The sequence below is a fragment of the Limosilactobacillus panis genome (assembly GCF_019797825.1).
Classification (GTDB): domain Bacteria; phylum Bacillota; class Bacilli; order Lactobacillales; family Lactobacillaceae; genus Limosilactobacillus; species Limosilactobacillus panis_A.
Map to the genome: position 1 here is coordinate 1,429,579 of NZ_CP081855.1, position 16,254 is coordinate 1,445,832.

Here is a 16,254-nt window from a genome sequence, read left to right on the forward strand (position 1 = left end):
AAGCAGCAGAGCGCTCTCCTGCTTTTTTCAGCTTCATTTTTATTTTACCAAAGCAAAGCGACGAAGGAGGGTAATGGCGCCGGCAGAACCGGCCCCACCCAAAATTGAAAGCCAGGTGATTCGGTGGGGATGATGAGCCCGACTCGCCTTTACCTCATGACTGCTAGCCGGGGCCATTGGCGGTTCCTTAAAAACCGCCGGTCGATGCATAGCGGTCCGCTGCGGTTGATGGTCATACTTGGTAAGTTGGAAGTTACTGATAATTTCGTTGAGTTTCCGGTCATAATGGGGATCGGTTGCATACCTTCCTAAGAGGGCATGGGTCGCTAGCCGGTAGCTTTTCGCAGCCCGTCGGTGAACACCATCGTACAAGGGGTCTTCCAATGTCTGAGCATAATCATGGAGGGACTGGTAATCATTATCATACCAACGGAAGTAATCCTTAATCTCATGCCGGTGTCCTTCTTTATCAAATTCAACGGTTGGTTGCAAAACAGACCGTGTTTGAAACGCGCCCTTGACCCCAAATAAGTTATGGTAGGGCTCCCGAGCCAGGTCACTCGTTCCCCAGTTGCTTTCCAAAGCGGCCTGGGCAATTACGATTGACGGATAGAGGTCAAACTCTGCCCCAATCCGCTGGGCATCCTTGGCAATTCGGGCAATAAAGGCGGCCTGGTCCGGTGAAGGGTGCTTTAAGGGGTATTCACTAGAATCCGGACCACTTTCCGGCAGCTGGTTATCAGCCATCCCCCCATTAGTCGTGACTTCGCCATCGCTGGGTGCCGGCTGGTTCCCGCTGCGAAAGTCTTGGCCCCGTGCAAAGCCCCGCTGGTAGGCAACCGCAGCCACATCGTCCCCACCTGGTTGTGCAGGATGCCCCTGGAGGCCATCACTCACCCCCTGGCGAAAGGCTTGCTCATACACCTGCCCCACTTGCGCAAGGGCTGACAAAAAGGCACTGGCATACTCATCGTCGCGTTGCTTAACCTGGTTTTCGTCGACCAACTGGCGGTTCAAAACGGCTTGTCTAGCATCCAGGTAAGCATCCTCAGAGACGCTTGCGGCCAAGACGCCAGAAGCATTTCCGAAGACGGTTAGTCCCGCCATTAGTCCAATAATAAATTGTCGTTTCATAATATCCTCTCCTCATCGTTATCCTTATTTATTAAATACGGACAATTGATGAGGAGGCACTTTTTTACTAAAAAAAGAGGATTTCGGTGCTTCGCCGAAATCCTCTTTGCACTTTAAATTTTAGTAAATAACCACTGGTTCGTTGATTTCCATGTCGTGGTATGCCGTTCCGGCATCTGCCGGGTGCATGTTTGCACAACCGTGTGAGCCACCAGTCGTCGTCAGGTATTCCGTCTTGGACCAGTTGTTCCGCCAGCTGGCATCGTGGAAGCCACAGCCGGTATCGGTAAATGGTGACCAGTATTGAACTGGACTGCTGTACAGTGATCCATCATCGTTGGAGCCACGCAGAGTAGCTGGTGATTGCTGGTACATGATGTACCAAACACCCTTTGGCGTCCGGTTACCTGGTGTGTTACTCCCCGTTACCACGTCAGCATCAAAGACACACTTGCCATTCTTGTAGAACCATACGTGCTGGTCAGCCAGCGACAGTTCAACATAGGTATTGCCAATACCGTTATTAGCGGTAACACCATAACCAGTCCCCCGCCGGTTATAACCGGTACCGTAAATATCAGCCTTAGCATTAACCATATTCTTGCCATCCGCAAGCGCTTGGGCCAAGGATTGACCGGCACGTTGGTCACTGATCTTCCAACCATAAGAGCCCTTATCAGAAGTGGTAATTTCCTTGCCAGAGTGGGTTCTAAACTTGAACGACTTGCCCAGTGTTGCCTGCTTATCGTTAATCTTGGCAATCTGGCCGTTAACAGCGTGAGTATTAAAGCTGTACTTGCCGTTCTGGTAGGTTGCGCTTGTGATAATGTCGTTAGAGTTCAACTTGTAGATTTCGTTTTCAACCTTGTAGCTAATCTTCTTGTTAACTAAGTCCTTCAACTTCGTCTTTTCGTTTTGAACCGCCTTGCTGTCAGCAGTTAACGGCTGGGTATAGTGGGCGGTTAAACGAACTGTCCCGTTATTCTTCTTATTATCAAACTGCTTCAGCAAGTTCTTAGTATCATACTGGTTCCCCTTCTTCGCAGCAATAGTGCTAATCTTGCCGTTTTCCAGCTTGGCATAAGCGTCAACCGGTGCCTTACGTCCCTTGTTCATCTCTTGAACTGCCGTTTCGACGGCATCACGCATTGCGGCAGTTTGGCTGCTGGAATGTTCTGGTGTAACCAGGACATTTTGTTTCTTGCCACTTGGGAAGAACGTCCGCTGCTTCTTTTGCGCCGCCACAAACTTATCCTTGTCGCTACTAGTAATGCCAGAGCCACTTGCTTGACCGTTGTAAATCAACTTACCATCAAGGTAAACATCATTGGTCCGGTCGGTGGCCTTAACCTTTTGGTAGGCCTCATCCGTGATCATTCCACCAACTGCAACCCCGTTAACCGTTGTGTTACGGTTAAAATGCGTGTGTTGGTGCCACGTCATTATTACACCTAATAGAACAATTACAACAGCAATAATTGCAATAACTAAACGTCTTGCTTTCAATTGCATTTTCAAACTCCCTAAAATTTATTTTCTTTAGTCGAACTAAAGATAACGATCATATTGTACCAGTATTTATGACATTTAGCACACTTCATTTCTTATTTCTGCAATCTTTCTGTAACAAATGTCTTATTTACGTAAACTAATTGCCCTTTTCTTAACATTATTAGGCAAAAACAGGGTTTGGCATCCTTGTACCATCCCCTGCTTTATTTTTTCCTTTATTGGCGATTAAATTTCTAAATAACTATTCTTCTTCACATCAACCTTTTTATTGTTCTTATCCGTCTTAACAACGGTGACATCACAAGGGGCTTCCCGAATAGTATATGCGGCCGTTGAACCAACAATTAGCCGACCAATCATGTTCAAGCCAGTTGCCCCAATCACGATTAGGTCAATGTCATTCTTTCTTGGGTAGTCTTCGGCCAACTCTAACTTAGCGTTACCAACCTTAACCTCAGTAACGACGTCGGTGATACCGGCTGATTCCGCCGTCTTCTTATATTCATCCAATCGCTTTTCCATCGTATCGATTGCTGGTTGGTAAATGCTTCGGTCAACGAGACTGTAACCGTTCGGGCCGCCAGATGGAACCTTTTCACCATTAATTACACTAAGCAAGAACAATTGAGCCTTGTTTAATTTTGCCGTCTCGACCGCCTTGTCAAAAGCCATATCGGCCTGCTTGGAACCGTCAATTCCCACTAAGATCTTTTGATAAGTCATATTGACACCCCCACTTAATTGATACATTTATTTTATCACAAAGTCACAAGTTCACTTAGTCACTTACCAAATTCTTAATGGCTTCCATGTAGATTGCCATCGACTTAATTAGGTCATCGACTGGCTGATATTCGTTTGCCTGGTGCATCGTATTTGGCGTGTTTGGCATCAGGGCCCCAAAGGCAACGCCCCGCTTCATCAGCCGGCCATAGGTTCCACCGCCGACAACCTCTGGCTGGGCGTTCTTATCGCCACTTTGGTTAATATATGCCCGCATCAGCGTCTTAACAATTGGATCATCAGGGTCAACGTAGTGTGGAGCTTGAGCCGGGCCCTGCTTAACGGTAATCCCGAGTGGCGTGGCAACCTTTTCAACTGTTGCTTGTAACTGGTCCGGTGAAATACCCTTAGGAAAGCGGAAGTTCATGTTAATGGTCCCACCATTTTCAAGGTCAAATTTCAAAATTCCGGCATTCATTGTTAACTCACCCATTACGAGATCGGTAAAGGCCCCGTTAAAGCCATCCATCCGGGTGTCAAGATGCAGATATTTACCCAGGAAGTGGATGAAGTTCTTAGCACCCTTTGCAAATTCGTACTGGTCGAGGAAGTTGGCCAGATATGTTCCGGCGTTAATCCCCTTTTCTGGTTCCATCCCGTGAGCAGCCTTACCGATAACTGTGATGGTCAGTTCATCCCCATTTTCTGCAATATTACCGGAAATTGGGTTCTCACCAACAAAGCGGGCAAAGTCATCCCGGATTTGCTGGTTATCGGCAGCCGTAATTACCGCCACCGCCTCACGAGGGACCATGTTGAAACGCAGTCCCGATTTAAAACTCTTCAGTTGGTAGGCCCCATCGTTACTAGCTGGCACAGACAAGAGCAAGGAAACTTGTCCTTTTTCACCGTTGATAACCGGGAATTCAGCATCTGGTGAAAAGCCCAACGTTGGTGCCGGTTCCACTTCAAAGTAGCGGTGCATTCCCGTCCAGTTACTTTCTTCATCTGTTCCCACAATAAAGCGGACCCGCTTATTAAACTTGGTCCCCTGGTCTTTCAAATATTTGAGGGCATAGTATGCCGCCATCCCGGGACCCTTATCATCGGAGGCCCCCCGACCATAGAGGTTACCATCCTTAATTACCGGATCAAAGGGGTCTGTATCCCACCCCTCCCCAGCAGGCATGACATCAACATGGGCCAAGATAGCCAGGGTGTCGTTACCTTCACCACATTCAGCGTAGCCGACCACGTTATCGATATTCTTGGTTTTAAAGCCATCTTGGTCAGCCATTTCTAAAAAGGCATTCAGTGCTTGGGCGGGGTGGGGCCCAAGCGGGTATTCATCCGTTGCCGCATCATCATCTCTAACACTTGGAATCTTCATTAATGAAATCAGATCCATCAAGTAGTCCTTCTTTTGGCTTTCTGCTGCCTTGAGCCAATCTGTCATAATTTATCCCTCCATCAAAGTAATCATTACCGCTAAAATAATGATACCATTAAAGCAAGCGTTACAAAATCTAAAGGAGACTTTTAAAATGAAAAAACTTTCCGATCAAATTCTTCACCAAGTAATCAAACCTCGTCCTGCCAACAGTTTTAAGGGAACCTTTGGTAAGGTCACCCTGGTAGGGGGCAATCGTAACTTTGGTGGGGCCATTATTATGGCCTCGACAGCTGCTGTATGTGCGGGGGCAGGCCTTGTGACAACGGCGACTGACGCCAGTAATTCCGGCGCCCTCCACTCCCAACTGCCGGAAGCAATGTTTGCTGATTTCACTAATGACAAGCAAGTTGCTGACCTTGTTAGCGCCGCAACGACGGTGGTTATCGGTCCTGGTCTTGGGGATGATAAAGCCAGTGAGCACATTCTCAAGAATGTTTTTTCCAGTGTCAAACCTGAGCAAAACCTAGTCATTGATGGTTCCGCCATTACTCTGATGGCTCGGGAAAATATTTCCCAGCCAGTAGCCAACGTAATCTACACGCCCCACGAAATGGAATGGCAGCGGCTCTCTGGCATTAAAATTGGTGAACAGACTGAGGAGAAGAACCGCGCCGTCCGTGATCAGCTCAACGCAATTGTTGTTCTCAAGAAGCACCACACAGAAATCTATACCGCTAATGAGGTTTACCAGTTAACAATTGGGACCCCCGCCCAGGCTGTCGGCGGAATGGGTGATACCCTGGCCGGAATGGTCGGTGGTTTCACCGCTGAATTTCACCAGGACGTTACCAAGGCCGTGCTGGCTGCCGTTTATGCTCACAGTGCAATTGCCGAGAAGATTGCGGAAAACCAATACATTGTTCTGCCCCACCAGATCAGTCGGGCTTTACCGACCTTTATGAAGAAGATGGAACAAGCACCAAGTGAACACCACATTGGCTTCTTGAATTAATTTCCCGGGAAACTAATTGCCAGAGGAAGTTGAATTCAGAAAGGCATTCGCGAATATGTCTTATCCGTGAAATAATTTTATATATGAAGCAATTTCCGGTATATGCAAAAGCCGCGGTTGATGAAAAATTTCCTCACCAACCGCGGCTTTTTAATCTAACGAATATGCAGTTTTTGCCGAATGGCTGCAGATCGGGGACCAATGATCTGGTCTGTCAAACGGAACTTGAGGGCGAGAAAGGCAAAGACACCAACACCCAGCATCACCCCTAAAATCAAGGCAAAAAAGGCCGTAAACCGACCATAAGGACTGACGAAGTGACCAATCAAGAGCATGAATGCTTTGGTAACGACGAACATAATGATTGAGTAACAGAGAATCTGGTTAGTGGGCTTGGACATCTTGTAAAAGTGAAGGCCAAATTCCATATTGAAAGAATGCAGAATCAGGTAGTCAATCACAAACATTGACAGGCAGGTTGCCAATAGTGGTCCCAGGCCTTGCAGAAGCATGATACACGGGTACTGTAAAAGAAGCTTAATGATAATGCCGATTCCCAAAAGCTTCATCATTCGCCGGTTTTCGGAAATTCCCTGCATCATAGCAGCGGCAACGGTATAAAGGCCCATCGGAATTGACACAAAGGCCGCAAATTGGAGGACCACGATCCCCGCCTGGTCATAACGGTAGAAAACCGTGTAAATCTGTTGGGCAACCGCTGCCAGACCGAGTGAAGCCGGAATCATTACAAAGTAGAAGAGCAGCAGGACGTTTTCAATCTGCTTTCTAATCCCTTGCAGGTCGTTTTGGGCCCGGGCCGTCGCCAATAGCGGAATAACCGTCGCGGCCATGGCTGCCGCTAGGGAAATAATAATCGTGTACAGCTTGTTGGCATTGAAGGCAAACAGGGCGTAAAGAATCGTTTCCTGGTAATGGGTAAAGTGACCAACCTGGAACAGCATGTGGGGGAAGGTAAACTGGTCAATTAGCTGGTAAACCGCCACCCCCGACTCAATGATAACAAACGGGATTGACTGGTAAACCATCCGGGCAATCAGCCCCATCGTTGATACCTGGAGGTTAGACTCTCCTTGACTAATCAGGTTGTTCATCTCTCGCCGGTGGCTCATCCAGGCCCAGGTCAGGACCACAATGGCCCCAATTGCCCCGATAAAAGCCGCAAAGGTCGACTGGGTAACGGCCGCTACCCAGCTTCCCTTCTGAATCTTCATAATCAGGTAGGTGGCCGCTAGCATGTAGACAACCCGAAAGACCTGTTCTACAAACTGAGACATGGCGGATGGTGCCATCCAGTTATACCCCTGTAAGAATCCCCGACTCATCGCTAGGGCAGGGATAATCAGCACAGCCCAAGCCAGTGAACGCACCACCGGAATGACGTTTTGATCGCCATTATCCATCATCGGGGCGGCAAACATCATCACTGTCGCACAGACGACCCCCATCGCTAGAGCGACGTACATGCTCGAAATATAAAGGCGTCGACTGACCCCGTATTCATTCAGCCCGTTATAATGGGCAACCATCTTAGAGATTGCGGAAGGCAATCCCGCCGTGGCAATAATTAAGAAGATGTTGTAAATGTTATACCCCTGTGCAAAGAGGGCGTTAGCTTCGTTACTGTAAGCACCAAGCCACGTTACCCAAGGGATAACGTAAACGGCACCTAAGATTCGCGAAGTGATACTTCCTACCGTCATCCAAGCAGAACCGCTCAGCATCTTTGATTGGGCGTCCTTATTCGGATTCACCACTTGCGAACCACCGTTATGTGTTTTAGTCATGATTCGTTAAATTCCTGCCTTCTTAAAAATAAACAATCCACACCATTTTAGCGTGAAACTTTGCGGGGCGCAATTTCTTTTCTCTTTTTTAAATTTTACTTAAGGGCTAGTACTGGTCCAAGTCGACCGTTACCAGCTTGACGGTGCTTTCCGGATGTTCCCGCTTCACTGCCGCTAGGTCACTTGCTTGGGGGGCCTTTTCAAAGTGGCCCAGTTTATCATTAATGGTGATTGCCAGGCCCAGCTTGGCGAAGTCCATCGCCTCTTCCATTGTTTTCCCCTGGGTAAAGGCCTCCGGGAGGTCTGGAAAGTCCACCAGGATTTCCCCGTTCTTTACGGTAAAAAGGGCCGGATAAGAAACTAATTCCATTGTTATTCCTTTCTACGATAAAAGGAACCACCTACTCAGCGTGACGCTGAATATTGGTCCCTTCTTTCATGTGCCTATTACTTGGCAACGATGTTCACAATCTTGTTTGGTACGACAATAACCTTCTTGATGTCCTTACCATCAGTAAACTTTTTGACATGCTCATTGGCTAGGGCAACCTTTTCAGCCTCTTCCTTTGAGGTACCCTTAGTCATCTTAACCTTGGCCCGAACTTTCCCATTGACTTGCAAAATCATTTCAACTTCATTTTCAACTAAGGCTTTTGGATCATACTTTGGCCATGGTTGGTAAGCAATCGTATCACTGATTCCAAAGTGACTCCATAATTCTTCAGCCACATGCGGAATGATTGGGGAAATCATCTTGACGAAGCCCTGCATGTATTCTGCTGGCAGGTCATCCGCCTTGTAGGCTTCGTTAACGAAGACCATCAGCTGCGAAATGGCGGTGTTAAAGTGCATCCGCTCATAGTCTTCCGTAACCTTCTTAACGGTTTGGTTGTAAACCTTAGTCAGCTTGCCATCGTTAAAGTTGGAGACCCGGTCACGAAGGTGATTATTATCATCCATCAGCAGGCGCCATACCCGTTGAATCCATTTGTAGGAACCGTGCAATCCTTCTTCGTCCCACGGAACAGATTCGGTCAGTGGGCCCATGAACATTTCATATAGACGGAGGGTGTCCGCACCATACTTGTCAACGATGTCATCAGGGTTAACAACGTTCCCCTTGGACTTGGACATCTTTTCGTGGTTGGAACCAAGGATCATCCCCTGGTTAACCAACTTCATAAATGGTTCCTTGGTTGGTACTAAGCCAAGGTCGTAAAGAACCTTGTGCCAGAAACGGGCGTAGAGAAGGTGCAGGACCGCGTGCTCAGCCCCACCGACGTAGAGGTCGACTGGTGACCAGTAGTCAAGGGCTTCTTTAGAAGCAAATTCCTTGCTATTGTGGGGATCGGTGTAACGGAGCCAGTACCATGATGAACCAGCCCATTGTGGCATGGTGTTTGTTTCCCGCAAGCCGTGACGTCCCTGGTCATCGTAAACGTTGACCCAGTCCTTAACGTTGGCCAGTGGGCTCTCACCGGTCCCTGATGGTTCAATGTTATCCGTGTCGGGCAGCTTCAACGGCAATTCGTCTTCTGGTACCAAGGTTGTCCGCCCGTCGTCCCAGTGGATAACCGGGATTGGTTCACCCCAGTAGCGCTGCCGACTGAAAATCCAGTCACGCAACCGGTAGTTGACCTTCTTGTGACCAGCGTCGTGTTCTTCCAGCCAGTCAATCATCTTGGCCTTGGCATTCTTGATGTTCAGACCGTCCAGGAAGCCAGAGTTAATGTGCTTGCCGTCACCATCGAAGGCCCCCTCAGAGAGGTCGGCACCTTCGATAATGGGCTTGATTGGCAGGTCAAACTTCTTGGCAAAGTCGTAGTCCCGTTGGTCACCAGAAGGAACGGCCATCACTGCTCCGGTGCCGTATGATGCCAAAACGTAGTCACTAATCCAAATTGGCAGCTTTTCACCGTTGACCGGGTTAATGACGTAGGAACCGGTAAATACCCCGGTCTTGTCCTTGTTTAGGTCGGTCCGCTCCAGGTCAGAACGACGGGAAGTCTCTTCCTTGTACTTAGCAACTTCGTCCTTGTGTTCTGGCGTTGTCAGTTGGTCAACCAGCTTTTTTTCCGGTGCCAAGACAACGTAGGAAGCACCAAAGAGGGTATCCGCCCGAGTAGTAAAGACTTCAATCTTCGTGTCTTCGTTACCGGCAACCGGGAAGAAGACGGCAGCCCCTTCAGAGCGGCCAATCCAGTTCCGCTGCATTTCCTTAACACTTTCCGGCCAGTCAACCAGGTCGAGGTCATCAATCAAACGGTCGGCGTAGGCGGTGATCTTCAGTACCCACTGCTTCATTGGCTTCCGGTATACTGGGTAGCCACCCCGCTTTGTCTTCCCGTCTTCAACTTCTTCGTTGGCAACCACGGTCCCGCCCATGAAGTTGGGTGCCCAGTTAACCATGATCTCGTTTTCGTATGCCAGGCCCTTCTTGTAGAGCTGTTCGAAAATCCACTGGGTCCACTTATAGTATTCGGGATCAGTCGTGTTGACTTCCCGGTCCCAGTCGTAAGAAAAGCCTAAGGACTGGATTTGCTTACGGAAGTGGTTAATGTTCTGATTAGTAAAGCTCTTTGGATTGTGCCCGGTCTTCAGGGCGTACTGTTCAGCAGGCAGGCCAAAGGCATCCCAACCCATCGGGTGCAAGACGTTATACCCCTGCATCCGCTTCATCCGGGCCATTACGTCGGTTGCCGTGTAACCTTCGGGGTGACCAACGTGGAGCCCTTGACCTGACGGATATGGGAACATGTCCAGGGCGTAGTATTTCTTCTGGTCCTTATTGATCTCCGCTTTAAACGTCTTGTCCTTTTTCCAAAATTTTTGCCACTTATTTTCAATTGCTGTGTGATCGTAAGCCATAAATTCTGCTCCTTTACAATTCTGTCCGCTACTAGAATGATCGCAATAAAAAAGCCCCGCCGAAGCCCTAGCTTCAACGAGACGAAATTCAATCCGCGGTACCACCCGTTTTCTATGGTCACCCATAGCACTTAAGGCCTTAACGCGGCAGACGTCACTACCTACTCAATTCAGCAGCAATCTTCTAGACGAGTTCGCTAACAGTGCCCTCCTGCTTTCCACCACCAGCAGGTCTCTAAGAGTCGCACCGTTAACTACTACTTCTATCACGATCAAAAATATTAATTGTATTCTAACGTCCTCCCTGCCATTTTGCAAGGGGCCCACTAGATTAACCTAAAATCTTTTTCAGTTCGTCAACCTTGTCCAGATGTTCCCAAGGCAGGTCAACATCGGTCCGGCCAAAGTGACCGTAAGCCGCCGTTTTTTCGTAGATTGGCCGCTTGAGGTCCAGCATCTTAATAATCCCGGCTGGGCGCAGGTCAAATACCTTCCGGACGGCAGCAATCAGTTCTGCTTCGGTCCGGGTCCCGGTCCCAAAAGTATCAATGGAAATGGAAACCGGTTCGGCCACCCCAATGGCATAAGCAACCTGAATTTCCAGCTTCTTGGCATAGCCTGCTGCTACCAGGTTCTTGGCAATGTAACGGGCGGCGTAACTAGCCGACCGGTCTACCTTAGTGGCGTCCTTACCGGAAAAGGCCCCACCACCGTGGTGAGCAGCACCACCGTAAGTATCAACGATAATCTTCCGCCCGGTCAAACCGGCATCCCCTTGGGGACCACCAATGACAAAGCGCCCGGTTGGGTTGATAAAGTACTTGGTCTTATCGTCAAGCAAATCTGCTGGAATAACAGCCTTAATCACTTGTTCCTTCACGTCATGACGAATTTGTTCAAGGGTTGCTTCCGGATCATGTTGGGTACTCAAGACCACCGTATCTACCCGGAGTGGCTTATCATTATCGTCATACTCAACCGTTACTTCCGCCTTGGCATCTGGACGTAAGTAGGAAATTTCCCCTGCCTTACGCAACTTAGCAATCCGCTGCATCAGCTTATGGCTAAGCATCAGCGGTAGTGGCATGTATTCTGGCGTTTCATCGGTTGCGTAACCAAACATCAATCCTTGGTCACCAGCACCGATCTTATCAAGTGGGTCAGCATCCCCTTCACGGGTTTCCAGGGAGTCATCAACCCCTTGTGCAATGTCAGGTGACTGTTCATCCAAGGAAGTGATTACGGCACAGTTATCAGCGTCAAAACCGTACTTTCCATCGGTGTAACCAATCTTACGAATCGTATTGCGAACCACCTTTTGGATATTAACGTAGGCCTTAGTAGAAACTTCACCAAAGACCAGGACTAACCCGGTCGTTACTGAAGTTTCTACAGCTGCCCGTGCATCTGGATCCTTTTCCAGCAGGGCGTCAAGAATGGCATCACTGATTTGATCGGCAATCTTGTCGGGGTGCCCTTCGGAAACGGATTCGGATGTAAATAGGTGTTTTTCTGTCATTTTATTAATTCCCCCATATTCTAGTCGAAACTTAACATTAGTTTTGTAGTTGCGGTTACAAGGCATCTTCACAAGGGGTACTCGTGAATCCTATCGGGAATTTGCTTCATAACAAAGACAATACTATCACAAAGCAACATTAATAATCAATTAAAATAAAATTAAAGGCGCGCATTGACGAGGCCGACTGCCGTCATAAATGAGTAGACAATTGTCGGGCCCATAAATTTAAACCCGTCCTTCTTCATCTGGGCCGCCATCTTCTTAGACGACATGGTCCAGGGGGCCAGGGGCTCACCCGGCTTAAGGATCAGGCGCTGGGGATGGTGGTCAACAAAGAACCAGATATAGTCATCAAAGTCTTGTCCAGCCCGCTGCATCTTATAGATAACCTGGGCATTATTAATGGTTGCTGCAATCTTCCGGCGGTTACGGATGATTCGCTTGTTAGCAAGTAAGCGGTCAACGTCATCCGGTGAAAAGGCGGCCACCTTTTCAATTAGAAAATCACTGAAGGCTTCTTCAAAGGCCAGCCGCCGTTTCCAAATCGTTGCCCAGGTTAGCCCGGCCTGAAAGAGTTCCAAACTCAGCATCTCAAACAAAAAACGCTCGTCATGAACCGGTAATCCCCAGTAGTGGTCATAATAATCCTGCATCGCGGGACTGGTATCTGCCCATGTTGGCCGCTTGACTTTCATTGTCATTACCCCCTAATAAATAAAATAACCGCAGTCGCGAACCCGTGACTACGGCCTCCTATTATTTAAATACGACAAACGCCATTAATCTGCAACAGCTTTCTTGGTATTCTTCAGCATTAATGCCAAGATCAGACCAATGATCTCAATCACAACCATCATGATAAATACCAGGTGGTAACCGTGAAGAGACGCTGTCAATGGTTGACTACCCGCGCCTTGTGCATGGCTGCTGGCGACCGTCAAAACAATCGTGGCAACCGCAACACCAGCAGACCCCAAGACTTGCCGAACGGTAGTAATTACCGCCGTACCGTGGGGAACCAGCTTGTTTGGTAAGGCGTTGGCCCCTAAAGTAACCGCAGGCATCATCACAAAGGCGTTTCCACCTTCGATAACCATTGCGCAGAGAATCATTGCTAACAAGTTTAACCGGTTCAGCATCAACAGGCCAACGACCCAGCCGCAGATAATCATCACCATCCCCACTAGCATTGTGGGTTTAAAGCCAATCTTGTCGGCTAATTTCCCCGTCAACGGATTAAGGATACTCAAGAACACCGCCCCAGGAACCAGTGACATTCCAGAAACGAATGGACTAACCTTGAGAACCCCCTGGTAGTAAAGGGGAAAAATAATGGTTGTAACAATTAAGGCAATGTAGGAAATCGATGTTAAAAGAACTGCCAAGTCATAGTTGAAGGTCTTTAAGACCCGCAGTTCCAGTAATGGTTCATCTAGGTGTAACTGCCGGTAGCAGAACCAGGCCAAGGCGAGAATACTGATTATCATAATGACACCGTTGAGTCCCCAATTGACGTTGTGCTTGGCAGCAAGGTTAACGACGTACATTACTCCGATCAGGCCAATTGAAAGAAACACCGACAGCCAGTCGAGACTGGTTTCGTGCCGGGGCATAACATCCCGAATCAGCCCCGTACCGGCGAGAACAATAATCAGGGTAATGATAATCATGAAGAGGCCGAAAAGACTCTTCCAGTCAAAAAATTTCAAAACGATTCCGGAAACAATAGGGCCACACGCCAAGGCAGACCCCATGACTAATCCGGCAATTCCCATAGTAGTCCCCCGGTTAGCCTTCGGAGTGATTTCCAGCAGTACCGACTGGTAGGACGGGAAAAGGACACCAACAGCAAAGGCCTCCATTGCCCGGCCGACCATCATGAACCAAAAGCCATTTGTCCCCCAGCTTGCGGGCGTGAGGACAATCATCAATGATCCAATATCAAACAGGGCCAGGGCACCAATAAACATTGTTTTAAAATTCAGATTGTTTAGCATCCAAGGACTAATCGGCATGCTAACACACATTACCAGCATAAAGCCGGTTGTTAGCCACTGGACCGTATTAGCTGAGATTCCAAAGGCATTCATCAATGTCGGGTAGGCCGTCGAAAGCGATGACTGACTAATCGACATCGTGAATGTCCCCACCAGTAAGGTAAAAATAAACCAAAAGCGGCTATAAGAGCGTCCGTTTTGGTCAACATCTCTTTCCATTTTTCTTCCCCTCTTTTAGAATTATTATTATTTACTAAATACTAATTATATATTTTGAATCTAAGCTTGTAAATGATATAATACTGTTAGATTATAACTATTTTAAATTAAATGAAAGGAGAGTTGTTCATGGCAGAGGCAGAACTTGATCAGGCATTAGACCTATTGCGTAGTCATAAGGTGCGGCTAACTCCCCAGCGAAAGACCATCCTGGAATACCTGATCACCCACCATACTCACCCGAGTGTCGAAATGATTTATCAAGACCTCAAAGATAGTGTCGATAACATAAGTATGGCCACCGTCTACAATACACTTAAGCTGTTCGTCGATTACAACTTGGTAATCGAGTTGAAGAACGGTGACGGTAGTACCCACTATGACTACTTTGGTCATCCCCACTACCATGTTGTCTGCGACAATTGTGGTAAGATCACTGATGTCTTTGATGAACATTTTTCTGAAATTACCCGGGAAATGGCTGACATGACCCGGCGCAAGACCCACTACCTGGTAACGGGCAATAACATTGAGGTTCACGGTCTGTGCCCTGAGTGTCAACGAAAATTACATTTAAACCGCTAATATTAAGCAAAAAGGCTCCTTTTATTATTCATTTTGCTGGGTCAAAGAGGCGATAAACAAGACCACAAACCAGCCCAGGGTAAAGATAAGGGCGGTAAGGGTCTGCCTATCCATGCACAAGACGACTAAGACAAAGGCCAGAAAGGCCAGGACCAGGTAATCCGTGAACGGTGCGCCTGGCAACTTAAACGGGCGCGCCGTCGCACAATTCTTTATGAAGCGCAGGTGGGCACCAATAATGGCGGCCCAGATGAATAGGAAACTTGTCGTGGCAATGCTCGAGATCAAGGTGAACACCTCACCCGGCATCAAGAAGTTCAGTAACGCCGCCACCCCAATCACAGCCGAGGAAATAACGACTGCCCGGGCCGGAACCTGGTGCTTAGAGAGACGGCTGATTGCCCGAACACGGGGATGGTGGGAATTGGCAGTCAGCTCCGCCAGCATCCGCCCCGTCGTATAAATAGAACTGTTACATGCCGAAGCTGCCGCGGTAATGACAATAAAGTTAACCACGCTCGCGGCTCCGCGCAAGCCAGCATCCTGGAAAACCAGAACAAAGGGACTATTTGAAGGCGAAAGCTGCTTCCACGGGTAAATGCACATGATGGCCGCCAGTGCCCCAAGGTAAAAAATCAATACCCGGATAGAAATACCGTTGATTGCCTCCGGAATTACTTTGCGGGGGTTCTCCGCCTCCGCCGCGGTGACCCCCACCATTTCGATGCCAACAAAAGCAAAGACAACCATTTGAAATGACATCACGAAGCCCTTGGCCCCCGTCGCAAAGAAGCCATTGTAGGCCACCAGATTCTTGGGGGAGGTCACGTACCCCCCGGCCGACTTAAATTGGATTATGACCATGAAAATCCCGACCGCAATCAAAACAATGATTGCCACAATCTTAATCATTGCGAACCAGAATTCGATTTCGCCAAAAACGTTGACCGTTATCAGGTTCAGGCACAAGAAGATCAGGAGGGTGATTACCCCGGGAATCCACTGAGGAACGTGGGGGAGCCATATCTGAATATAGAGTCCAATCGCCGTAATCTCCGCCATCGCAAGTGCTAACCAGCAGGCCCAGTAAGCCCAGCCGGCAATAAAGCTAACCCGCTTACCCAGGTAATCACGGATAGCCTCCATGAATGACCGGTAGTGCAGATTTGACAATAAGAGCTCACCCAATGCTCGCATGATTGCGAAGCAGGCGATCCCCGTAATTAAGTAAGCAAGTAAGATTGCCGGTCCCGCTGCCCGAATTGCCTTTCCTGAGCCTAGGAAAAGGCCAGTACCAATCGTTCCACCGAGGGCCATTAGCTGGATGTGGCGGCTCTTCAAGCTGCGCTTCATCTGCGTCTGTTTATCGTCCATTTTTTCAATTCTCCTTAACCTTCCATTGTCAACACATCCCCTAGCGGTTAAGCTATTAATGGTGGCTGACAATTAGTCTCGAGCCCTTATTGTATACCTATTTTGGTAAA

13 protein-coding genes, 1 riboswitch and 1 other annotated feature are annotated in these 16,254 nt (G+C 48.3%); of the genes, 2 read left to right on the forward strand and 11 right to left on the reverse strand.

Translation table 11 applies throughout. The features are described from left to right. Positions 1-39: 39 nt before the first annotated feature. From KZE55_RS06960 to pepV, 4 genes are all read right to left on the reverse strand, one after another. Positions 40-1,134 carry a glycoside hydrolase family 73 protein gene (locus KZE55_RS06960; RefSeq protein WP_222257928.1) on the reverse strand — a complete coding sequence of 365 codons (1,095 nt, stop codon included), beginning with the start codon at positions 1,132-1,134 and terminating at the stop codon, positions 40-42. A gap of 120 nt (positions 1,135-1,254) precedes the next feature. Further along, entirely contained in the window at positions 1,255-2,646 is a 1,392-nt protein-coding gene (locus KZE55_RS06965; RefSeq protein ID WP_222257929.1) for a L,D-transpeptidase, read from the reverse strand. A 225-nt stretch (positions 2,647-2,871) separates the two neighbouring features. Beyond that, entirely contained in the window at positions 2,872-3,369 is a 498-nt protein-coding gene (locus KZE55_RS06970) for a universal stress protein (protein ID WP_222257930.1), read from the reverse strand. Between the two features lie 55 nt (positions 3,370-3,424). Next, the gene (gene pepV, locus KZE55_RS06975) at positions 3,425-4,825 is read right to left on the reverse strand and encodes a dipeptidase PepV (RefSeq protein ID WP_222257931.1); all 1,401 of its coding nucleotides are present in this window, start codon (positions 4,823-4,825) and stop codon (positions 3,425-3,427) included. 88 nt (positions 4,826-4,913) lie between these two features. Here pepV and KZE55_RS06980 point away from each other — a divergent pair, with 88 nt between their 5' ends. Next, positions 4,914-5,774: an NAD(P)H-hydrate dehydratase gene (locus KZE55_RS06980; protein WP_222257932.1), complete on the forward strand. Its 861-nt coding sequence runs from the start codon at positions 4,914-4,916 to the stop codon at positions 5,772-5,774. A 155-nt stretch (positions 5,775-5,929) separates the two neighbouring features. Here the strand turns inward: KZE55_RS06980 and KZE55_RS06985 are convergent, their stop codons facing one another. The 6 genes from KZE55_RS06985 to KZE55_RS07010 form a co-directional block, all read right to left on the reverse strand. Continuing rightward, positions 5,930-7,579 carry a putative polysaccharide biosynthesis protein gene (locus KZE55_RS06985; protein ID WP_261313216.1) on the reverse strand — a complete coding sequence of 550 codons (1,650 nt, stop codon included), beginning with the start codon at positions 7,577-7,579 and terminating at the stop codon, positions 5,930-5,932. A 106-nt stretch (positions 7,580-7,685) separates the two neighbouring features. Next, positions 7,686-7,949 carry a type II toxin-antitoxin system HicB family antitoxin gene (locus tag KZE55_RS06990; RefSeq protein WP_222257933.1) on the reverse strand — a complete coding sequence of 88 codons (264 nt, stop codon included), beginning with the start codon at positions 7,947-7,949 and terminating at the stop codon, positions 7,686-7,688. A gap of 77 nt (positions 7,950-8,026) precedes the next feature. Beyond that, a complete protein-coding gene (gene leuS, locus KZE55_RS06995; RefSeq protein WP_222257934.1) occupies positions 8,027-10,447 on the reverse strand; it encodes a leucine--tRNA ligase in 2,421 nt (806 codons plus the stop codon). 74 nt (positions 10,448-10,521) lie between these two features. Next, positions 10,522-10,732: a binding site (T-box leader), on the reverse strand. Between the two features lie 46 nt (positions 10,733-10,778). Next, entirely contained in the window at positions 10,779-11,966 is a 1,188-nt protein-coding gene (gene metK / locus KZE55_RS07000) for a methionine adenosyltransferase (RefSeq protein WP_222257935.1), read from the reverse strand. Beyond that, positions 11,964-12,078: riboswitch (SMK box riboswitch) on the reverse strand. (Overlaps the previous gene by 3 nt.) A 49-nt stretch (positions 12,079-12,127) precedes the next feature. Beyond that, positions 12,128-12,664, reverse strand: coding sequence for a DNA-3-methyladenine glycosylase I (locus KZE55_RS07005; protein ID WP_222259961.1), 537 nt, complete (start codon positions 12,662-12,664; stop codon positions 12,128-12,130). A gap of 84 nt (positions 12,665-12,748) precedes the next feature. Then, entirely contained in the window at positions 12,749-14,185 is a 1,437-nt protein-coding gene (locus KZE55_RS07010) for an MFS transporter (protein ID WP_222257936.1), read from the reverse strand. A gap of 129 nt (positions 14,186-14,314) precedes the next feature. Between KZE55_RS07010 and KZE55_RS07015 the strand changes: the two genes are divergently transcribed. After that, the gene (locus KZE55_RS07015; protein WP_222257937.1) at positions 14,315-14,770 is read left to right on the forward strand and encodes a Fur family transcriptional regulator; all 456 of its coding nucleotides are present in this window, start codon (positions 14,315-14,317) and stop codon (positions 14,768-14,770) included. Positions 14,771-14,794: 24 nt separating this feature from the next. On the opposite strand, the gene KZE55_RS07020 is transcribed toward KZE55_RS07015, so the two are convergent. After that, complete coding sequence (locus KZE55_RS07020) at positions 14,795-16,144, reverse strand: amino acid permease (protein WP_222257938.1); 1,350 nt, start codon at positions 16,142-16,144, stop codon at positions 14,795-14,797. Positions 16,145-16,254: the final 110 nt, after the last annotated feature.